Genomic DNA, 18,916 nt, shown 5'->3' on the forward strand with positions numbered 1-18,916 from the left:
GCGACCCGCCGGCCCGGGGCCGGCGGGGGAAGTCCCCGAAATTGGTGACCCCCCGGCCGCCCCTCGCGGGGTTCGCTGGGCACCCGGCCGACCGACCCCGCACACGGAGGTGGACGCATGGCTGCCAGCCGACCCGAACCCGGGCGACAGCTCACCGAGCTGTGGACCTTCTTCGCCGTCGACCCCGTCGCGGTGCCCCTGGCCCGACGGCTGGCGCGGGTGCGGGGCGTCACGCCGAACCGGCTGACCGCCCTTGCGCTGGCGCTCGGCCTCGCGGCGGCCGCCTGCCTGGCCACCGGCCGGCTGCGGACCGGGGGCGCGCTCTTCGTGCTGCGCTTCTTCGTCGACTGCCTCGACGGCACGGTCGCCCGGCTGCAGGGGACCTGCTCCACGCGCGGGGCGTTCGCCGACCTCGGCGCCGACATCATCGGCGTCACCGCGGCGTACGCCGCGCTGGGCTGGTACCTCGTCGACACCGGTCGCATGGGCCCGGCCTGGCCGCTGGCCGTGCTCGGCGCGCTGGGGCTCTACAACTGGGAGCTCGGCCACCGCAAGCGCCTCGCGGCGGAGGCCGGCCTCGGCACCGGCGGGGCGGCGCACCGGTGGCGTCGGTCCGGGGGGCTCCTGGGCGGGTGGACCGGGTTCTGCGACCGGCACGGCGTCTCGGCCGTGCCGTGGGCCGTCGAGGTCGAGATCGCGACGCTCGGGCTGGCCCCCCTGCTGCTCCCGGCCGACGCGCTGCCGGCCGCGATCGCCACCGCGCTGGCCTTCTACGTCCTGGCCGACCTCCTCAACGCCCGCCGCATCTGGCGCATCGCCGGCCACCTCGACGCCCGGACTCCCTCGGACGTCCCCGCGCTCGACCCGCTGCTGCCCGAAGGAGCCACCCCGTGAGCCCGTCCCCGAGCGTCGACGTCGTCATCGCCACCCGCAACCGCCCCGAGCTCCTGCGCCGGGCGATCGCCGGGGTGCTGGACCAGGACGCGGACTGCGAGATCACCTGCTTCGTGGTCTTCGACCAGTGCGAGCCGGACCCGTCGGTCGCCGAGGAGCGGCCCGGCCGGCGCGTCCGCGTGCTGACCAACACCCGCACCCCCGGGCTGGCGGGGGGCCGGAACACGGGGATCCTCGCCGGCGAGGCCGACCTGGTCGCCTTCTGCGACGACGACGACGTGTGGCTGCCGGAGAAGCTCGCCGCCCAGCTCGCCGTCCTGGAGGCGCAGCGCGCCGACACCTCGGTCACCGGCATCACCGTGGAGTACGACGGCCACAGCGTGGACCGCGTCCCGGCGGCCGACGAGCTCCGCCTGGAGAACCTCGCGCGCCGGCGCGTGATGGCGGCCCACCCCTCGAGCGTGCTGGTCCGCCGCGAGGCGCTCGTCTCGCGGATCGGCCTGGTCGACGAGGAGATCCCCGGCAGCTACGGCGAGGACTTCGACTGGCTGCTGCGCGCGGCGGCGGTCTCCCCGGTCGCGGTCGTCCCGCGGCCGCTCGTGCGGGTGCGCTGGGGAGGCTCGCAGTTCTCCCACCAGTGGCAGACGATCGTCGACGCGATCGACTACTCGCTGGGCAAGCACGCCGTCTTCCACCGCGACCCGCGGGCGCTGGGCCGGCTCTACGGCCGGCGGGCGTTCGCGCTGGCCGCCCTGGGCCGTCCCGAGGCCCGGCGCGCGGTGCTGCGCACCGTCCGGGTCGCACCGCTGGAGCCCCGCGCCTACCTCGCGGCCGCCGTCGCGATGCACGTGGTCAGCGCCGAGCGCCTGCTCCACCTCGCCCACCAGCGGGGCCACGGGATCTGAGCACCCGCGCACCGATGAGTCCGCCCGCCGGGCCGGGTCGGACGTCGTGGCGGCGGGCGCGGCCGCGCCGGAAAGCGGTCGACGCGCGCGCGAGGGCGCCGGACACTGGCGGTGCCCACCACGGACGAAGGAGCGCGGATGATCCATGCACGGGGACTGGTGCAGACCTTCCACACCGGTCGGGGGAAGGAGAGGAAGGCCGTCCAGGCCGTCGACGGCGTCGACCTCGACGTCGCGGAGGGCGAGGTGGTGGGCTTCCTCGGCCCCAACGGCGCCGGCAAGACCACCACGCTGCGGATGCTGACCACGCTGCTGCGGCCGACGGCCGGCACCGCGACGGTCGCGGGGTACGACGTGGCGACGCAGCCGGTGCAGGTGCGCCGCAGCATCGGCTACTGCAGCCAGGTCGGCTCGACCTTCTCCGGGGCCTACGCCGGGGACGAGGTCGTCGACCACGGGATGCTCTACGGGATGTCGCGCAAGGACGCGGTCGCGAAGGGCCAGGAGCTCTTCGACCGGCTGCAGCTCGACGGGCTGTGGCGCCGGATGCCCAAGAACATGTCGGGCGGGCAGAAGCGCCGGCTCGACATCGTCATGGGGCTCATCCACTCCCCGTCGCTGGTCTTCCTCGACGAGCCGACCACCGGCCTGGACCCCCAGGCGCGGGCGAACCTGTGGGAGCACATCGCGGGCCTGCGCACCGAGCAGGGCGCGACGGTCTTCCTGACCACCCACTACCTCGACGAGGCCGACGCCCTGGCCGACCGGATCGTGATCATCGACCGGGGCCGGATCGTCGCCAGCGACACCAGCGACAGCCTCAAGGCGCAGGTGGCCGGCGACCTGGTGGACCTGGAGGTCAACGCCGACGAGCAGGTGCCGGTCGCCCGGGACAAGCTGGCGTCGCTGGCGCCGGACGTCGTCGTGGACGGACGCCACGTCCGCGGCCGGGTCTCGCGCGCCGGCCGGGCCGTGCCGGGGCTGCTGCGCGACCTGGAGGCCTCCGGGGTCACCCTCGACTCCATCGAGGTGGCCCGGCCGACCCTCGACGACGTGTTCCTCACCCTGACCGGCCGGTCGCTGCGGGACGCCGAGGCCACGGCCGAGGCGACCGAGCCGGCCGCCGACGTACCCGACGAGACCCAGACCGTCGCCAGCACCTCCGGAGTCGCCCGATGACCACCTTCCTGCGCGAGACGTCGATCGTCTTCAACCGTCAGCTGCGGATGAACCTTCGCAACCCGGCCTGGGTGATCATCGGGATGCTGCAGCCGGTGCTCTACCTGCTGCTGTTCGGGCCGCTGCTCGAGCCGGTGATCGGCCAGCTGGGCGTCAACCAGTACACCTGGTTCGTCCCCGGGATGCTCGTCCAGCTCGGCATCTTCGGCGCGTTCTTCGCCGGCTTCAGCCTGATCGGGGAGTGGCGCGAGGGCGTGATCGAGGCCGAGCGGGTGACGCCGGCGAGCCGGTCGGCGCTGCTGATGGGCCGGCTGGCCCGCGACCTCCTCCAGCTGCTGGTCCAGGCGCTGATCCTCGTCGCCCTCGGCCTCGTCATGGGGATGGAGTGGAACCCCGGCGGCATCCTGCTGGGCATCGTGCTCACGATCCTGCTCGGCGGCGCCTGCGCCGCGGCGTCGAACGCGTTCGCGCTGACGGTCAAGAGCGAGGACGTCATGGCGCCGGTCATCAACCTGGTGATGATGCCGGTGCTGCTGCTCTCGGGGATCCTGCTGCCGATGAGCTTCGGCGCCGCCTGGCTCGACACGCTGGCCGACTTCATGCCGATCCGCCACGTCGTCGACGCGGTGCGCGGGGCGTTCTTCGGTGAGTTCGACGCCTCGGTGATGGGCTGGGGCGTGGGCTGGACGGTGCTGCTCTTCGGCCTCGCCGTCTGGTGGGGCACCGCGGTGTTCCGGCGCGAGAACGCCTGACCGCACCGCCACGCGTTCCCCGCGGGGTTTACATCGGCGCACCTCTTGTCAAGCGAGGTTTACAGACCCTATGGTCGTGTAAACCCCGCACCGCCAGGAGGTACGCCGATGAGCAGCGCCGTCCCGCACCGCACGCCGCACAGCACCGTCCCGCAGGGCTCGACCGAGCAGTGGACCGACCAGAAGCGCTACCTGTGGCTGATCGGCCTGGTGGTGCCCTCGCTGGCCTTCCTGGCCTATGCCGGCTGGAAGCTGACCGGCTTCGGCGGCTGGTTCTGGATCGGCCCCGTCGTGATCCTGGTGGTCGTGCCGGCGATCGACCTGGTGGCCGGGCTGGACCGCTCGAACCCGCCCGACGACCTGATCGAGGCGCTCGAGGAGGACCGCTACTACCGGTGGGTGACCTACCTCTTCCTCCCGGTGCAGTACGCCGGGTTCCTCGGCGCGATGTACCTCATCGCCGCGGGCGACCCGCTGGCCGGCGTCGGGCGGGGCGGCGGCGACCTGGCCACCTGGGAGGCGGTCGGCCTGGCGATCTCCATCGGGTGCATCGGCGGGATCGGCATCAACACCGCCCACGAGCTGGGCCACAAGAAGGAGAGCCACGAGCGCTGGCTGTCCAAGATCGCGCTGGCCCAGAGCTTCTACGGCCACTTCTACATCGAGCACAACCGCGGCCACCACGTCCGCGTCGCCACCCCCGAGGACCCGGCGTCCTCCCGCCTCGGCGAGACGTTCTACCGGTTCTGGCCGCGCACGGTGCTCGGCTCGCTGCGCAGCGCCTGGAACCTGGAGAAGCGTCGCTACGCGCGGAAGGAGCAGCACCCGTTCCGTCCGGGCAACGACGTGCTCAACGCCTGGGTGATGTCGGCGGTGCTCTGGGGCGGGGTCGTCGCCTGGCTCGGCGTCGAGGTGCTGCCGTACCTCCTGCTCCAGGCCGTGGTCGGCTTCTCGCTGCTGGAGGTCGTCAACTACATGGAGCACTACGGGATGCTGCGCCAGAAGGTCGGCGTCGGCGAGCGGCAGCGCTACGAGCGGGTCGACCCCTCGCACTCGTGGAACTCCAACAACATCGCCACCAACGTGCTGCTCTACCACCTGCAGCGGCACAGCGACCACCACGCGAACCCCACCCGCCGCTACCAGACCCTCCGGGACTTCGAGGAGTCGCCGGTCCTCCCCACGGGGTACGCCGGGATGATCGTCCTCGCGCTCGTCCCGCCGCTGTGGCGCCGGGTGATGGACCCGCGGGTGCACGCGCACTTCGGGGGCGACCTGACCCGCGCGAACATCCAGCCCGGCCGGCGCGAGCGGCTGCTGGCGGCGTACCCGCCGCCGGTCGCGGAGCCGACGGCGGCCGAGCGCGCCGACCGCACCCCCGGCGCGACCGAGGAGGTGCTGGCCGCGCGCTGCCCGAGCTGTGCGTACGTCTACGACGTCGCCGCCGGTGACGAGCACGAGGGCTTCGCGGCGGGCACCGCGTGGGCCGACGTCCCCGACGACTGGTGCTGCCCGGACTGCGGGGTGCGCGAGAAGGTCGACTTCGTGCCGCTGACCGGGGCGGACGCCTGATGGGCGCGCCCGCCGGACCGGTGCGGATCACCGTCGACCGGGACCGCTGCGAGGGGCTCGGGATGTGCGAGGCGATGGCCTCGGACTACTTCGAGCTCGACGACGACGAGGTCCTGCACGTCCTGGCCGAGACACCGGCCGAGGCCGACCGCGGCCGCGTCCACGCCGCGGTGGAGTCCTGCCCGGTCCTCGCCCTGGCCCTGGCCCCCGCCTGAGACCACCCCGGCCGGGGCAGGGCGGTTCCCCCTGCCGTCCGGCCCCGGTCCGGGGTCTGCTTCCTAGACTGGCCGCATGACGACGTCCCCGGCGCCCGCCCCGGCGCCCACCACGACGCGCGACCGCGTGGTGGACGCCGCGGTGCGGCTCACCATCGACGTCGGCTGGGCCCGGGTGACGATGGGGCGCCTGGCCGACGAGGTCGGCGTCAGCCGGCAGACCGTCTACAACGAGATGGGCACCAAGGCCGGCCTCGCCGAGGCGATCATCGCTCGCGAGCTCGAGCGGTTCCTCGGGGTCGTGACCCTCGCCTTCGACGAGCACCCCGACGACCTGGTCGCAGCGATCCGCGAGGCGACCCGCTCGGTCCTCGAGCTGGCCCAGGACAACCCGCTGCTGCACGCGGTGGTGAGCGCGACCCACGGCGCCGACACCGAGCTCCTCCCACTGCTGACCACGCAGTCGGAGTCGCTGCTCGTCGCGGCGCAGGGCGTGGTCGCCGAGCGGATCGCGCCGTACGACGTGGACCTCGAGCCCGAGCAGCTCGACGCCGCGATCGACATGGTCGTCCGGGTCGTGCTCAGCCACGTCATGCAGCCCTCCGCGCCGCCGGCCACGACCGCCGACCGGCTGGCCTGGCTCGCCGCTCGCGTCCTGCGCGTCCGCGTCGGGTGAGCGGCCCCGCCGGCGTCCGGCTGGGCACCCCGTCCGGCCGGGCCGTCGTCGCCGCCGCGACGCTCGGCTCGGGGATGACGCTCCTCGACGGCACGGTCGTCAACGTGGCGCTGGTGCGCATCGGCGAGGACCTCGACGCCTCGCTGGCCCAGCTGCAGTGGATCACCAACGGCTACCTGCTCTCGCTGGCCAGCCTGATCCTCCTCGGCGGCTCGCTCGGCGACCAGTTCGGCCGCCGCCGGGTGTTCGTCGTGGGGACCGTGTGGTTCGCGCTGGCCAGCCTCGCCTGCGGCCTGGCGCCGAACGCGGAGACGCTGATCGCCGCGCGGGTGCTCCAGGGCGTCGGCGGGGCGCTGCTGACGCCCGGCAGCCTCGCGATGATCCAGGGCGCGTTCGTGCCCGAGGACCGGCCGCGGGCGATCGGTGCCTGGTCGGGCCTCGGGGGGATCGCGACCGCCGTCGGGCCGTTCGTCGGCGGCGTGCTGGTCGACCACGCGAGCTGGCGGTGGATCTTCCTGGTCAACCTGCCGCTCGCCGCGGTGACCGTGCTGGTCGCGCTGCGGTCGGTGCCCGAGACCCGGGACCCAGGCGCCTCCGGGCGGCTGGACGTCGCGGGCGCCGTCCTGGCCACCCTCGGCCTCGCCGGCACGACGTACGCGCTGATCCAGTGGGGCGGGGACCTGGCGCCGGTCGCGGCGGTCCTCGCCGTGCTCGCGCTCGTGGCCTTCGTGGTGGTCGAGCGCCGGCGCTCCGACCCGATGCTGGACCCGGCGCTCTTCGCCGACCGCACTTTCAGCGCCGCGAACGCGATGACGCTGCTGGTCTACGCCGCGCTCGGCGCGGTGATGTTCTTCCTGGTCCTGCAGCTGCAGACCGTCGGCGGGTACGCCGCGCTGGCGGCCGGCACCGCGACGCTGCCGGTCACGGTCTGCATGCTGCTGCTGGCCGCGCGCGGCGGCGCGCTCGGGGCCCGGATCGGGCCGCGCATCCCGATGACCGTCGGCCCGCTCGTCATGGCGGCCGGCGTCCTGCTGCTGCTGGCGGTCGGCGAGGACGTCGACTACCTGCGCGACGTGCTGCCCGGGCTCACCGTCTTCGGCCTCGGCCTGGCGCTGATGGTCGCGCCGCTGACCGCGACCGTGCTCGCGGCGGCCCCCGACCAGCAGGCGGGGCTGGCCAGCGGGGTCAACAACGCGGTCGCCCGGGCCGGCTCGCTGCTGGCCGTCGCCGCGCTGCCGGTGGCTGTCGGCCTCGGCGGGGACCAGTACGCCGACCCGGTCGCGCTCGACGCGGCGTACCGCACCGCGATGATCGCCTGCGCGGGCCTGCTGGCCCTCGGCGGTGCGGTGTCGTGGGTCCTCGTCCGCAGCGACGTCCTGGAGGAGTGAGCCGGGTTCGGGCGCGGGCGTTGCGGACCCGGCCTACCCTGGGCGGCGGGAGAGCTCGGAGGGAGGACCGGTGGGAGCGACGCGTGCCTGGACGCCGCTGGTGGCGGCGACCCTGCTGCTCCTGACGTCCTGCGCGACGTCGGCGGAGACCACCCCGGAGCCCGCACCCGCCCCGTCCGGCTCCGCCGTCGGCTCGGTCGACACCGCGCCCCGGCCCGAGGGCGGTCGCGCCGCCCCGGTCGGCGCGTTCGCCGTCGAGCCGCCCGGCCCGCTGCGGGGCAGCACCCTCGAGGGCCCGGACATGCTCGTCTACAGCCAGGACCCGCTCAGCGACGACATGGTGGAGCGGATCGAGGGCCTGCGGGGCGTCGACGCCGTCGAGCCGCTGGCCATGGCGCAGGTGCCGGTCGAGGAGAAGGTCATCAACCTCGCCGCGGTCGACCCGGCGACGTACCGCCGCTTCGTGCCGGACCGTGCGAGCGCCCGGCTGCTCGAGGCGTGGAAGCGCGTCGCGGCCGGCGAGATCGCCGTCCTGCCGGAGATGAAGACGAAGATCCCGATGGACGAGCAGGGCTTCTTGTCGCTGGGCAACTCGACCAAGGCGCCCAAGGCCCACGTCGGCGCCTACGTCGCGCAGGTCCCGCAGGTCGACGCGGTCGTCAACGAGAAGTGGGGCGAGGCGCTCGGGATGAAGCCCGGCAACGCGCTGCTCGTCTCCGCCGACATCACCGCCCCCCAGGCGCTGCGCAAGCCGATCCAGGAGATCGCCGGCGACGAGGCCTCCGTGCAGATCCTCGGCCCCGACCTCGACACCAGCGTGAAGCAGACCGCGTTCCTGGTCGGGACGGTCGCCGAGGCGGTCGGCACCTTCAACTACACCGTGCTCGGCGGGGGCCGGATCGCCCCCGAGCCGGCCTGGGTCACCGAGCACATCCGCACCGAGCCGGTGCCGATCCTCGGCTCGGTGACCTGCAACAAGGCGATCTTCCCGCAGCTGCGGGCGGCCCTGCAGGAGGTCGTCGACCGCGGCCTCGCCGACGAGATCCACCCCGACGAGTACGCCGGCTGCTACTACCCGCGCTTCATCGCCGGCTCGACAAAGCTCTCCAACCACTCCTTCGGGCTGGCGCTCGACTTCAACGTCCCCGGCAACCTGCGCGGCACCGTCGGCGAGATGGACCGCACGGTGGTGGACATCTTCAAGAAGTGGGGCTTCGGGTGGGGCGGCGACTGGCGCTACACCGACCCGATGCACTTCGAGATGGTCGCCATCGTCGAGCCCCGGACCTGACCGGCCGGGCGTGGGGCGGGTCGTGGAGCGGGGCGTGGAGCCCGGCGTGGCGGTCGGACGGGTCGTCGAGCTGCACCGGTTCCCGGTGAAGTCGCTGCAGGGCGAGCGCCTCGAGCGGGTGGACGTGGACCTGCGCGGTCTCGTCGGCGACCGGGCCTGGGCGGTGCGCGAGCCGGACGACAAGCTCGGCAGCGGCAAGTCGACGCGGCGGTTCCGCAGGATGGCCGGGCTGCTCGAGCTCCACGCGACGTACGACGGGGGCCGGGTGGGCGAAGGGCCGGTGGTCGCCCTCCCCGACGGGCGGTCCTGGCGGGCCCCCGACGCCGAGCTGGACGAGGCGCTCACGGCGTACGTCGGCCGGCCGGTCGCCCTGGCCCCGGAGGCGGACGTCGCCCACCACGACGAGGGCCCGCTGCACCTGGTCACCACCGCCACGCTGGGCCGGCTGGCCACCGACGGGGTCGTCCTGCGCGCGAACCTGGTGCTGGACGTGCCGGGCCTCGAGGCGTTCGCCGAGGACGGCTGGTCCGGGCGGGAGCTGCGGGTCGGCGGTGGCGGGCTGGTGCTGCGGGTGCGCGAGCCGATGCCGCGGTGCGTCATGGTGGGCACCGAGGTGCTCCACGAGACCACCCGGCTCAACGACGGGTGCGCGGGCGTCGTGGTCGACGTCGTGGGGCCGGGGCCGGTCGCGGTCGGGGACGACGCGGTCCTCGCCGGTCGCTAGCCTCGCCTGCATGCGCGCCGCCAGAGTCCTCGCCACCACCGGTCCCGCCGACGTCCGTGTCGAGGAGGTCGACGAGCCCACGCCGGGCGCGGGCGACGTGCTCGTCGAGGTCCACAGCGTCGGGGTGTCCTTCCCCGACCTGCTGCTGAGCCGCGGCGAGTACCAGATGAAGCCCGAGCCGCCGTTCACCCTCGGCGTCGACTTCGCCGGCACGGTCGTGTCGGGCCCGGGCTTCGAGCCCGGCCAGCGGGTGGCCGGCGTGGGCGGCTGGGGCGGGGCGTCCGAGCTGGTCGCCAACCCGGCCGACTTCGTCTTCGCGCTGCCCGACGAGCTGTCGTACGACGAGGGCGCGGCGCTGCCGATGAACTACCTCACCGCCGACTTCACCCTCCACGAGCGCGCCGGGCTGCGCGAGGGCGAGACCGTGCTGGTCCACGGCGCCGCCGGCGGCGTCGGCACCGCCACCATCCAGGTCGCCAAGGGGATGGGTGCACGGGTCGTCGCGGTGGTCTCCACCGAGGAGAAGGCCGGGGTCGCCCGCGCCGCCGGCGCCGACGAGGCCGTGCTGGTCGAGGGGTTCAAGGACGCCGCCAAGGAGCTCACCGGCGGCGTCGGCGTCGACGTGGTGGTCGACGTGGTGGGCGGCGACCTGTTCACCGACTCCCTGCGCGTGCTCGCCCCGCAGGGCCGGCTCATGGTCGTCGGGTTCGCCGCCGGCCAGGGCATCCCCCAGGTCAAGGTCAACCGGCTGCTGCTCAACAACGTCGACGTGCGCGGCGTGGGCTGGGGCGCCTACGCGATGGTCCGCCCCGGTTACATGCACCAGCAGTGGGAGCGCCTCGTGCCGATGATGACCTCCGGCGTCGTGAAGCCGCCGATCGGCTCGACCTACCCGCTCGACGACTTCTCCCAGGCCCTGCTCGACATGGAGGCCCGCCGGACGCTCGGGAAGTCGGTCGTCCGCGTCCGTGGCTGAGGTCGGCGGGATGTAACGCGCCGTTCGGGGAGCTGCCGCGCCGGTGGAGCGGCGCGGTAGATCACCGGACAGCGCGTTGCAAGGCGCGACCGCTCAGGCCCGCGACCGCTCAGACCGCGCGGAGCGTGTGGATCGCGACGTCCCCGGCGAGGACCGGGCCGAGCACGGCGAAGGCCTCGGCCACGTGCGGGGCGGACATGTGGGCGTCGATGGCGGCCTGGGACTCCCACGCCTCGATGGTGACGAAGGTGCCCGGCGCGGTGGCGGACTCGAAGGCGTCGTACTGCAGGCAGCCCTCGTCGTCCGCCAGGCTGGCGGCGGCGAGGGTGGCGAGCGCGGCGCGGGCGGCGTCGGCGTGGTCGGGCTGGACGGGCAGCGTGGCGACCACGCGGATCGGGGTGCTCATGGCGCCGAACCTAGCGGCGGCGTGCGGGCCGGGGCAGTGGGTCGCGCCGGTTAGGGTCGATCCCGTGACGATCCTCGATGACGCCCGCCCGGGCATGGACCCCGACATCCGCCCGCAGGACGACCTGTTCGGCCACGTCAACGGGCGCTGGCTGGACGAGACCGAGATCCCCAGCGACCGGTCGAGCTGGGGCCCGTTCGTGCAGCTGGCCGACGCCGCAGAGGACCACGTCCGGCAGATCATCGAGGAGCTCGCCGCCGGCGATCCCGCGACGATGACCGAGGACGCGCGCAAGATCGGCGACCTGTTCGCCTCCTTCATGGACACCGAGTCGATCCAGCGGCACGGGCTGCGCCCGGTGCGGCCGCTGATCGACGCGGTCGACGGGCTGCGCGACGTGCGCGACCTGGCGGCGTTCCTCGGCGAGTTCGAGCGGGTCGGGGGCCACGGGCTGTTCGGGTCCTACGTCGACACCGACGACCGCCGCTCGGACCGCTACCTCTTCCACCTCGTCCAGGGCGGGCTGGGGCTGCCGGACGAGTCGTACTACCGCGAGGAGAAGTTCGCCGAGGTCCGCGAGGCCTACCTGGGCTACCTCGAGCAGCTCTTCACCCTCGCCGAGCACCCTCACGCCGCGGCCGCGGCGCGCACCGTGCTGGAGATCGACACCCGCCTGGCCGCGGGCCACTGGGAGCGCGCGGCGACCCGCGACGTCCAGAAGACCTACAACCTGATGACGCTGGCCGAGCTCAAGGAGCTGTGCCCGGCCTTCGACTGGGACGCCTACGTCACCAACCTCGGCGGCAACGACGAGACCGTCGCCGAGGCGTGCGTGCGGCAGCCGTCGTTCTTCGGCCACCTCTCGACGGTGCTCGACGAGGTCCCGATCGACGCGTGGCGCCCGTGGATGCTCAGCCACGTGCTGCGCTCCTCCGCGCCGTACCTCACCGACGACTTCGTCGAGACCAACTTCGACTTCTACGGCCGCACCCTCAACGGCACCCCCGAGCTGCGCGCGCGGTGGAAGCGCGGCGTGGCGTTCGTCGAGGGCGCGATCGGTGAGGCCGTGGGCCAGGAGTACGTCGCGCGGCACTTCCCGCCGACCTCCAAGGCGCTGATGGACGACCTGGTCGCGAACCTAATCGCCGCCTACCGCGAGTCGATCTCCCAGCTGGACTGGATGACCGAGGAGACCAAGCAGCGGGCCTACGAGAAGCTCGCGACCTTCCGCCCCAAGATCGGCTACCCCGAGAAGTTTCGTGACTACTCGGCGCTGTCGGTGAGCGCGACCGACCTGCTCGGCAACGTCGCGGCCGCCGCGGCGTTCGAGACCGACCGCCAGCTGGCCAAGATCGGCTCGCCGGTCGACCGCGACGAGTGGTTCATGCTCCCGCAGACCGTCAACGCCTACTACAACCCCGGCACCAACGAGATCTGCTTCCCCGCCGGCATCCTGCAGAAGCCGTTCTTCAGCCCCGACGCCCACCCGGCGGAGAACTACGGCGGCATCGGCGCGGTCATCGGCCACGAGGTCGGGCACGGCTTCGACGACCAGGGCGCGCAGTACGACGGCGAGGGCAACCTCCACGACTGGTGGACCGCCGACGACAAGGCCGCCTTCGAGGTGAAGTCCCGGGCGCTCATCGAGCAGTACGACGCGTTCGAGCCGCGCAACCTGCCCGGCGAGCACGTCAACGGCTCGCTGACCGTGGGCGAGAACATCGGCGACCTCGGCGGGCTCACCATCGCCCACAAGGCGTTCCTGATCTCCGAGGGCGGCACCGCCTCGGAGGAGGACCGTCGCCGGCTGTTCCTGAACTGGGCCTACGTGTGGCGGACCAAGCGCCGCACCCAGCAGGAGCAGCAGTACCTCACCATCGACCCGCACAGCCCGCCGGAGTTCCGCGCCAACATCGTGCGCAACCTCGACGAGTTCCACGAGGTCTTCGGCACCCGGGAGGGCGACGGCCTCTGGCTCGACCCCGACCGGCGGGTGCGGATCTGGTGAGTGCCGGGTCGGTCGCTCCTCAGACCGCGGCCGGCTCCGGCTGGGCGGCCGCGCCCTCGTCGACGGGCGCGAGGTCGACCGTCAGGTCGCGGCCACGGGTCTCGGGCAGCAGCGTGACCGAGACCAGGCTGATCGCGGCGACGACGACGTTGTAGGTCGCCACGAGCCACAGCGTGCCGTCGCCCTTCGTCACCAGCCAGGCGGCGATGAGCGGGGTGAGGCCGGAGGCGAGGATGCCCGAGACCTGGTAGAGCGTGCTGAGCGCGGAGTAGCGGTACCGGGTGTCGAACAGCTCGCTCCAGAACGCCGCCAGCGGGCCGTACACCCAGCCGTAGACGATCCCGAGGCCGCCGACGAAGGTCAGGAACACGCCGAGGGTCGTGCCGGTCTGGATCATCCAGGCGGCGGGGAAGGCGAAGACCAGCGCGAACGCCGCGCCGGAGGCGTAGACCGGCCGCCGGCCGACCCGGTCGCTGAGCCGGCCGGACACCAGCACCAGCGCGACGCCGAGCAGCGCGCCGACCATGATGCAGTTGAGGGCGGTGGACTTGGTGACGCCGACCTCGTCGACGGCGTAGGCGAGCAGGTAGACCGAGAACAGGTTGAACGAGAACCCCTCGATGAACCGGGTGCCCATGCCGAGGAGGAGGGTCCGCCCCTGCCGGGCGAACAGCTCGGTCACCGGCATCGCGGAGACCTGCTTCTCCTCCTGCACCCGCTGGAACGACGGGGTCTCCATGACGCTCAGCCGGATCCACGCGCCGATGGCGAGCAGCACGATGCTCAGCAGGAAGCAGGCGCGCCAGCCCCACGCGAGGAACGCCTCGTCGGGCAGCTGCGAGGCGATCGCGAAGGCGCCGCTGGCCAGGAAGAGGCCGCCGGGCACGCCGATGTGGGCGAAGCTGCCGAAGAACCCGCGCCGCCGCGCGGGCGCGAACTCGACCGCGAGCAGCACGGCGCCGCCGTACTCCCCGCCGACGCCGATGCCCTGGAGCACCCGCAGCACGACGAGCAGCACCGGCGCCCACACGCCGATCTGGTCGTACGTCGGCAGGAGGCCGATCACCGCGGTGCCGATCCCCATGATCATGAGCGTCCAGATCAGCATCGTCTTGCGACCGATGCGGTCGCCGAAGTGGCCGAAGACGAGCCCGCCGACCGGCCGGGCGAGGAAGCCGACGGCGAACGTGCCGAACGCCGCGAACTGCGCCGCCGGTCCGTCCAGGCCGTTGAAGTACAGCTCGTCGAAGACCAGGCCGGCGGCGGTGCCGTAGAGGAAGAAGTCGTACCACTCGATGGTGGCGCCGACGGCCGAGGCCATCGCGACCCGGCGGGGGTCGGCGGCCGCGCTGGTCGCCGCGGCTCCCGTGGTGCTTGCCATGATCGTCTCCTCGACTTGTCCGTCGTCGTCCACCGGCTGTGGATGAGTTTGTGCAGTGAACAACCCGACAAACCATAGAAGGTACGGCCTGTCGGCGCAGCACCGGGCGGGCCGCCCGGTGGCAGGCGTTGCCGATGACCCGATCGGCGCGACCGCCCGGCTGTGGAGGGCGCTCCGGCACCGTCCGTGGCCGCTGGTAGACAGGTCGCCATGACCTCTCCCGCGGCCGCCCCGTCCCCGAGCAGCGCGACCGACGTGCGCGAGCAGGCCGAGGCGCACCTGCGCGCGCTGGTCGGCAGGGACGACGCCGTCCTGCGCGAGGACCAGTGGTCGGCGATCGAGGCGCTCGCGGTCGACCGGCGGCGCGCCCTGGTGGTGCAGCGCACCGGCTGGGGCAAGTCGGCGGTCTACTTCGTGGCCACGCTGCTGCTGCGCGGGCAGGGGGCCGGGCCGACGGTGATCGTGTCCCCGCTGCTGGCGCTGATGCGCAACCAGATCGCCGCCGCCGAGCGCGCGGGCATCCGCGCCGTCACCATCAACTCCACCAACATCGAGGACTGGGAGCCGACGCACCAGGCGATCCGCGACGGCGAGGTCGACGTCCTGCTGGTCAGCCCCGAGCGGCTCAACAACCCTGGCTTCCGCGACGAGGTGCTGCCGAAGCTGGCCGCGACCTGCGGCCTGCTCGTCGTCGACGAGGCGCACTGCATCTCCGACTGGGGACACGACTTCCGGCCCGACTACCGCCGCATCCGCACGTTGCTGGCCGAGCTCCCCGACGGCATCCCGGTGCTGGCCACGACCGCGACCGCCAACGAGCGGGTGACCGCCGACGTCGCCGAGCAGCTGGGGCCCCTGGGCCAGCAGGTGCTGGTCCTCCGCGGCTCGCTGGACCGGGAGTCCCTCCGCCTGGGCGTGGTGCGGCTCAGGACGGCCGAGCAGCGGCTCGCCTGGCTCGCCGACCACCTCGCCGAGCAGCCCGGGTCCGGGATCGTCTACTGCCTGACGGTCGCCGCGACCCAGGAGATCGCCGACTACCTGCGCTCGCGCGGGCACGACGTCGCGGCGTACTCCGGCCAGACCGACACCACCGAGCGGCAGGCCCTCGAGCAGGACCTCGCCGCAGGCCGGGTCAAGGCGCTGGTGGCGACCAGCGCGCTCGGCATGGGCTTCGACGCGACGCTGGGCTTCGTGGTCAACATGGGCGCGCCGTCCTCGCCGGTCGCCTACTACCAGCAGGTCGGACGTGCGGGCCGCGGCACCGACGAGGCCGTCGTGGTGCTGCTGCCGGCCACCGAGGACCGCGACATCTGGAACTACTTCGCCTCGCTGGCCTTCCCCCGCGAAGAGCTGGTCCGCCAGACCCTCGAGGTCCTGGCCGCGGAGGGCCGCCCGATGAGCACCGCCGCGCTGGAGACCCGGGTCGAGCTCAACCGCACCCGGCTGGAGACGATGCTCAAGGTGCTCGACGTCGACGGCGCCGTGCGCCGCGTCCGCGGCGGTTGGGAGTCGACGGGCCGGGACTGGAGCTACGACGAGGAGCGCTACCGCCGCGTCACCGAGGCGCGCGAGCGCGAGCAGCAGGCGATGCTCGACTACATCGCCACCGACCGCTGCCGGATGCGCTTCCTGCGCGACCAGCTCGACGACCCGGAGGCGGCCGACTGCGGGCGCTGCGACAACTGCGGCGGGCTCGACCTGTCGACCGAGGTGTCGGCGGCGGCGCTGGAGGAGGCCGGTGCGCGGCTGTCGCGCCCGGGGGTGGTCGTCGAGCCGCGCAAGATGTGGCCGACCGCGCTCGCCAACCTCGGCGTCGACCTCAAGGGCAAGATCGCCGAGGGGGCGTCCGAGGGGCGCGCCGTGGCGCGGCTGACCGACCTCGGGCACGGGCAGGCGCTGCGGGAGCTGTTCGCCCCGGGCACGCCCGACGGGCCGGTCCCCGTGCCGCTCGTGCGGGCCGTCGTCGAGGTGCTCGAGGAGTGGCGCCCGCGGGTCGACGCGATCGTGTCGGTGGAGTCGGCCACCCGGCCCACGCTCACCAGCGACCTCGCCGCGGGGCTCTCGCGCTACCTCGGGGTGCCGGTGGTCGGCACCTGGGCAGTCGTCGACCCCGACGTCGCCCCGGGCCAGGGCGCGATGAACTCCGCCCAGCGGGTGGCGGCGGTCGGCCGCCGCTCGGCGCTGCACGCCGACGTGCCGGAGGGCGCGCGGGTGCTGCTGGTCGACGACCGCACCGACACCGGCTGGAGCCTGACGCTCGCCGCCCGCGCGCTGCGCCGGGCGGGGGCGACCGAGGTGTTCCCACTGGTCCTCGCCGTCACCGGCTGACCCCGCAGACGCTTCGTGCTGCCCAGCGTGCGCCGGGGCGCACGCTGGGCAGCACGAGGGCTGGGCTCAGGTGGGTGACCGAGGGGTCAGTGACCCATCAGCGCGGTCTGGTCGACCGGCTCGGCCGGGGGCCGGCGCGGCAGGAAGAACGCCGGGAGCAGCACGACGGCCACCATGACGGTGGCGACCCAGAAGGTGCCGCTGAAGACGCCGGCCAGGTCGCCGGCGATGGCGGCCGGGTCGCCCGAGGTCGGGTCGACGTCGTTCTTGATGCCGTTGGTGAGCAGCACCGAGAAGATCGCGGTGCCGATCGAGGCGGCGACCTGCTGGACGATGTTGAGCAGCGTCGAGCCGCGGGCGACGGTGTGGCCGCGCAGGGTCTGGAGCGCCGCGGACATGATCGGCATCATCGTGGCGCCCATGCCCAGGCCCATGACGAACAGCGCGGCCATCAGGAACGTGTACGACGTGGTCGCGTCGAGGGTGGCGAACATGCCCATGCCGACCGTGATCACCGCGATGCCGGCGAGCACGATCTTGCCGGGGCCGATCTTGTCGCTGAGGACGCCGGCGACCGGCATCACCAGCATCGCGCCGACACCCTGCGGGGCCAGCAGCAGGCCGGCGTCCAGGGCGCCCTCGCCGCGGACGTTCTGGAAGTAGAGCGGGAAGAGCAGGCTGGCGCCGAAGAAGGCGATCGCGAACAGCGACATCGCGATGACCGCGACGGTCATCGTGCCGTTCGTGAACAGCCGCAGGTCGACCAGCGGGTGCTTGTTGGACCGGGCGAGCGCCCACGGCACGAACGCCGCGATGAGCAGCAGGCCGACGATCGCGGGGACCAGCACCTCGGCGTCCAGGACGGTGCCGGTCTCGGGAATGGTCGAGACGCCGTACAGGAACGCGGCGAGGCCGGGGGAGAGCAGCACCATGCCGAGCCAGTCGAAGGTCTCGGAGGGCTCGACGTCGTCCTTGGGCAGCACCTTCGCGGCGTAGACGATCGCGACGAGGCCGATCGGCACGTTGATCAGGAAGATCCAGTGCCAGCTGGCGTTGTCGATCAGCGCGCCACCGATGATCGGGCCGAAGATCGGGCCGAGCAGCATCGGGATGCCCATGACGGCCATGACCCGGCCGATCCGCTCCGGGCCGGCCGCACGGGTCAGGATCGTCATGCCGAGCGGCACGAGCATGCCGCCGCCGAGGCCCTGCAGGACGCGGAAGGCGACCAGCACCTCGAGGGAGTCGGCCACCGCGCAGAGCGCCGAGCCGGCCGCGAAGAGCACGATCGCCAGGAGGTAGAGGCGCTTGGTGCCGAACCGGTCGGAGGCCCAGCCGGTCAACGGGATCACGCTGGCCAGGGCCAGCGTGTAGGCGGTCATCGTCCACGCGACCTGCGCGGTGGTCGCGTCGAACTCGCGCTGGAAGGTCTCGAGGGCCACGGAGACGACCGTGATGTCGAGGATCGACATGATCGCGCCGAGGACGACGACGCCGGCCACCACGAGGACCTGCCGGTCGAGCTTGTCGGAGACGGGCGTGCCCGGCCCGCCGGGCGTGCTGGAGAGATCGGTGCTCACCGGAGGAGATTAGTCTCCGCTCTCACCCTCGGTCATCCGACTTCGGTCGTCGGGGCCCGTGCGGTTGGTCACCCCGGTCCTGCCGGCCGGGGGCCGGCGCCGCGCTCAGGCGCCGCTGCTGGAGGCGAGCGCGCGGGCGGCGTCGCGCAGCACCGGGTCGTCGGGCTCCACGCCGGGGCGGAAGCGCGCGACGACGTGGCCGCTGCGGTCGACGAGGAACTTCTCGAAGTTCCACTGGACGTCGCCGGCCTCGCCCTTCTCGTCCGGGGTCCGCACCAGCTCGGCGTACAGCGGGTGCTGGTCCTCGCCGTTGACCTCGATCTTCTCGGTCATCGGGAACGTCACGCCGTACGTCGCGGAGCAGAACTCCCCGATCTCCTCGGCGGTGCCCGGCTCCTGGCCCATGAACTGGTTGCACGGCAGGCCGACGACGGTGAACCCGGAGCCGGCCAGTTCCTCGTGCAGCGCCTCGAGGCCGGCGTACTGCGGCGTGAGCCCGCACTTGCTCGCCACGTTGACCAGGAGGGCCGGCTTGCCGCCGGTGATCTCGCCCAGGGTGGTGGGCGTCCCGTCGAGCCGGTTGATCGGGAGGTCGAGGATGCTCATGGCGCGACGGTACCGGCACCGGCCGCACCGTCGGC

General features: G+C 73.3%; 17 protein-coding genes. 13 read left to right on the forward strand and 4 right to left on the reverse strand.

Going from position 1 to position 18,916, the window contains the following annotated elements; genetic code table 11:
- Positions 1-117: 117 nt before the first annotated feature.
- The 11 genes from OSR43_RS00305 to OSR43_RS00355 all read left to right on the forward strand — a co-directional run bounded on the left by OSR43_RS00305 (position 118) and on the right by OSR43_RS00355 (position 10,572).
- Positions 118-894 (forward strand): CDP-alcohol phosphatidyltransferase family protein, encoded by a 777-nt coding sequence (locus OSR43_RS00305; RefSeq protein WP_302268918.1) that lies wholly within the window; start codon positions 118-120, stop codon positions 892-894.
- Positions 891-1,799 carry a glycosyltransferase family 2 protein gene (locus OSR43_RS00310; RefSeq protein ID WP_302268919.1) on the forward strand — a complete coding sequence of 303 codons (909 nt, stop codon included), beginning with the start codon at positions 891-893 and terminating at the stop codon, positions 1,797-1,799. Before OSR43_RS00305 ends, OSR43_RS00310 begins: the two co-directional genes overlap by 4 nt.
- A 138-nt stretch (positions 1,800-1,937) precedes the next feature.
- Positions 1,938-2,978 (forward strand): ATP-binding cassette domain-containing protein, encoded by a 1,041-nt coding sequence (locus OSR43_RS00315; RefSeq protein WP_302268920.1) that lies wholly within the window; start codon positions 1,938-1,940, stop codon positions 2,976-2,978.
- On the forward strand, positions 2,975-3,730 hold the full coding sequence (locus tag OSR43_RS00320) for an ABC transporter permease (protein WP_302268921.1): 756 nt from the start codon (positions 2,975-2,977) through the stop codon (positions 3,728-3,730). The genes OSR43_RS00315 and OSR43_RS00320 overlap by 4 nt, the downstream gene beginning before the upstream one ends.
- A 108-nt stretch (positions 3,731-3,838) precedes the next feature.
- Positions 3,839-5,302 carry a fatty acid desaturase gene (locus OSR43_RS00325; RefSeq protein WP_302268922.1) on the forward strand — a complete coding sequence of 488 codons (1,464 nt, stop codon included), beginning with the start codon at positions 3,839-3,841 and terminating at the stop codon, positions 5,300-5,302.
- Positions 5,302-5,517, forward strand: a complete 216-nt coding sequence (locus OSR43_RS00330) for a ferredoxin (protein ID WP_302268923.1) — start codon at positions 5,302-5,304, stop codon at positions 5,515-5,517. The genes OSR43_RS00325 and OSR43_RS00330 overlap by 1 nt, the downstream gene beginning before the upstream one ends.
- 76 nt (positions 5,518-5,593) lie before the next feature.
- A complete protein-coding gene (locus OSR43_RS00335; protein WP_302268925.1) occupies positions 5,594-6,193 on the forward strand; it encodes a TetR/AcrR family transcriptional regulator in 600 nt (199 codons plus the stop codon).
- A complete protein-coding gene (locus tag OSR43_RS00340) occupies positions 6,190-7,581 on the forward strand; it encodes an MFS transporter (RefSeq protein ID WP_302268926.1) in 1,392 nt (463 codons plus the stop codon). Before OSR43_RS00335 ends, OSR43_RS00340 begins: the two co-directional genes overlap by 4 nt.
- Positions 7,582-7,651: 70 nt before the next feature.
- Entirely contained in the window at positions 7,652-8,872 is a 1,221-nt protein-coding gene (locus OSR43_RS00345) for a M15 family metallopeptidase (protein WP_302268927.1), read from the forward strand.
- Between the two features lie 46 nt (positions 8,873-8,918).
- Positions 8,919-9,596: an MOSC domain-containing protein gene (locus OSR43_RS00350; protein WP_302268928.1), complete on the forward strand. Its 678-nt coding sequence runs from the start codon at positions 8,919-8,921 to the stop codon at positions 9,594-9,596.
- 10 nt (positions 9,597-9,606) lie between these two features.
- Positions 9,607-10,572: an NADPH:quinone oxidoreductase family protein gene (locus tag OSR43_RS00355; RefSeq protein ID WP_302268929.1), complete on the forward strand. Its 966-nt coding sequence runs from the start codon at positions 9,607-9,609 to the stop codon at positions 10,570-10,572.
- A 109-nt stretch (positions 10,573-10,681) separates the two neighbouring features.
- Here the strand turns inward: OSR43_RS00355 and OSR43_RS00360 are convergent, their stop codons facing one another.
- A complete protein-coding gene (locus OSR43_RS00360) occupies positions 10,682-10,978 on the reverse strand; it encodes a putative quinol monooxygenase (RefSeq protein ID WP_302268930.1) in 297 nt (98 codons plus the stop codon).
- A gap of 64 nt (positions 10,979-11,042) precedes the next feature.
- On the opposite strand from OSR43_RS00360, the gene OSR43_RS00365 reads away from it, so the two are divergent.
- A complete protein-coding gene (locus tag OSR43_RS00365; protein WP_302268931.1) occupies positions 11,043-12,986 on the forward strand; it encodes a M13 family metallopeptidase in 1,944 nt (647 codons plus the stop codon).
- Between the two features lie 19 nt (positions 12,987-13,005).
- On the opposite strand, the gene OSR43_RS00370 is transcribed toward OSR43_RS00365, so the two are convergent.
- A complete protein-coding gene (locus OSR43_RS00370; RefSeq protein WP_302268932.1) occupies positions 13,006-14,367 on the reverse strand; it encodes an MFS transporter in 1,362 nt (453 codons plus the stop codon).
- A 210-nt stretch (positions 14,368-14,577) separates the two neighbouring features.
- Here OSR43_RS00370 and OSR43_RS00375 point away from each other — a divergent pair, with 210 nt between their 5' ends.
- Positions 14,578-16,695 carry an ATP-dependent DNA helicase RecQ gene (locus tag OSR43_RS00375; protein WP_302268933.1) on the forward strand — a complete coding sequence of 706 codons (2,118 nt, stop codon included), beginning with the start codon at positions 14,578-14,580 and terminating at the stop codon, positions 16,693-16,695.
- A gap of 86 nt (positions 16,696-16,781) precedes the next feature.
- On the opposite strand, the gene OSR43_RS00380 is transcribed toward OSR43_RS00375, so the two are convergent.
- Both OSR43_RS00380 and OSR43_RS00385 read right to left on the reverse strand, forming a co-directional pair.
- Positions 16,782-18,275: a DHA2 family efflux MFS transporter permease subunit gene (locus OSR43_RS00380; protein ID WP_302268934.1), complete on the reverse strand. Its 1,494-nt coding sequence runs from the start codon at positions 18,273-18,275 to the stop codon at positions 16,782-16,784.
- A 105-nt stretch (positions 18,276-18,380) separates the two neighbouring features.
- Positions 18,381-18,881, reverse strand: a complete 501-nt coding sequence (locus OSR43_RS00385) for a glutathione peroxidase (RefSeq protein WP_302268935.1) — start codon at positions 18,879-18,881, stop codon at positions 18,381-18,383.
- Between the last annotated feature and the right edge of the window lie 35 nt (positions 18,882-18,916).

Origin of the sequence: Nocardioides sp. Arc9.136, assembly GCF_030506255.1 — a bacterium.
Taxonomy (GTDB): domain Bacteria; phylum Actinomycetota; class Actinomycetes; order Propionibacteriales; family Nocardioidaceae; genus Nocardioides.

What these genes read in the sequence shown, in the direction of transcription:
- OSR43_RS00305 (WP_302268918.1), top strand. Translation starts at nt 118, where the DNA reads ATGGCTGCCAGCCGACCCGAACCCGGGCGACAGCTCACCGAGCTGTGG.
- OSR43_RS00315 (WP_302268920.1), top strand. Translation starts at nt 1,938, where the DNA reads ATGATCCATGCACGGGGACTGGTGCAGACCTTCCACACCGGTCGGGGG.
- OSR43_RS00320 (WP_302268921.1), top strand. Translation starts at nt 2,975, where the DNA reads ATGACCACCTTCCTGCGCGAGACGTCGATCGTCTTCAACCGTCAGCTG.
- OSR43_RS00325 (WP_302268922.1), top strand. Translation starts at nt 3,839, where the DNA reads ATGAGCAGCGCCGTCCCGCACCGCACGCCGCACAGCACCGTCCCGCAG.
- OSR43_RS00330 (WP_302268923.1), top strand. Translation starts at nt 5,302, where the DNA reads ATGGGCGCGCCCGCCGGACCGGTGCGGATCACCGTCGACCGGGACCGC.
- OSR43_RS00335 (WP_302268925.1), top strand. Translation starts at nt 5,594, where the DNA reads ATGACGACGTCCCCGGCGCCCGCCCCGGCGCCCACCACGACGCGCGAC.
- OSR43_RS00355 (WP_302268929.1), top strand. Translation starts at nt 9,607, where the DNA reads ATGCGCGCCGCCAGAGTCCTCGCCACCACCGGTCCCGCCGACGTCCGT.
- OSR43_RS00360 (WP_302268930.1), bottom strand. Translation starts at nt 10,978, where the DNA reads ATGAGCACCCCGATCCGCGTGGTCGCCACGCTGCCCGTCCAGCCCGAC.
- OSR43_RS00370 (WP_302268932.1), bottom strand. Translation starts at nt 14,367, where the DNA reads ATGGCAAGCACCACGGGAGCCGCGGCGACCAGCGCGGCCGCCGACCCC.
- OSR43_RS00375 (WP_302268933.1), top strand. Translation starts at nt 14,578, where the DNA reads ATGACCTCTCCCGCGGCCGCCCCGTCCCCGAGCAGCGCGACCGACGTG.
- OSR43_RS00385 (WP_302268935.1), bottom strand. Translation starts at nt 18,881, where the DNA reads ATGAGCATCCTCGACCTCCCGATCAACCGGCTCGACGGGACGCCCACC.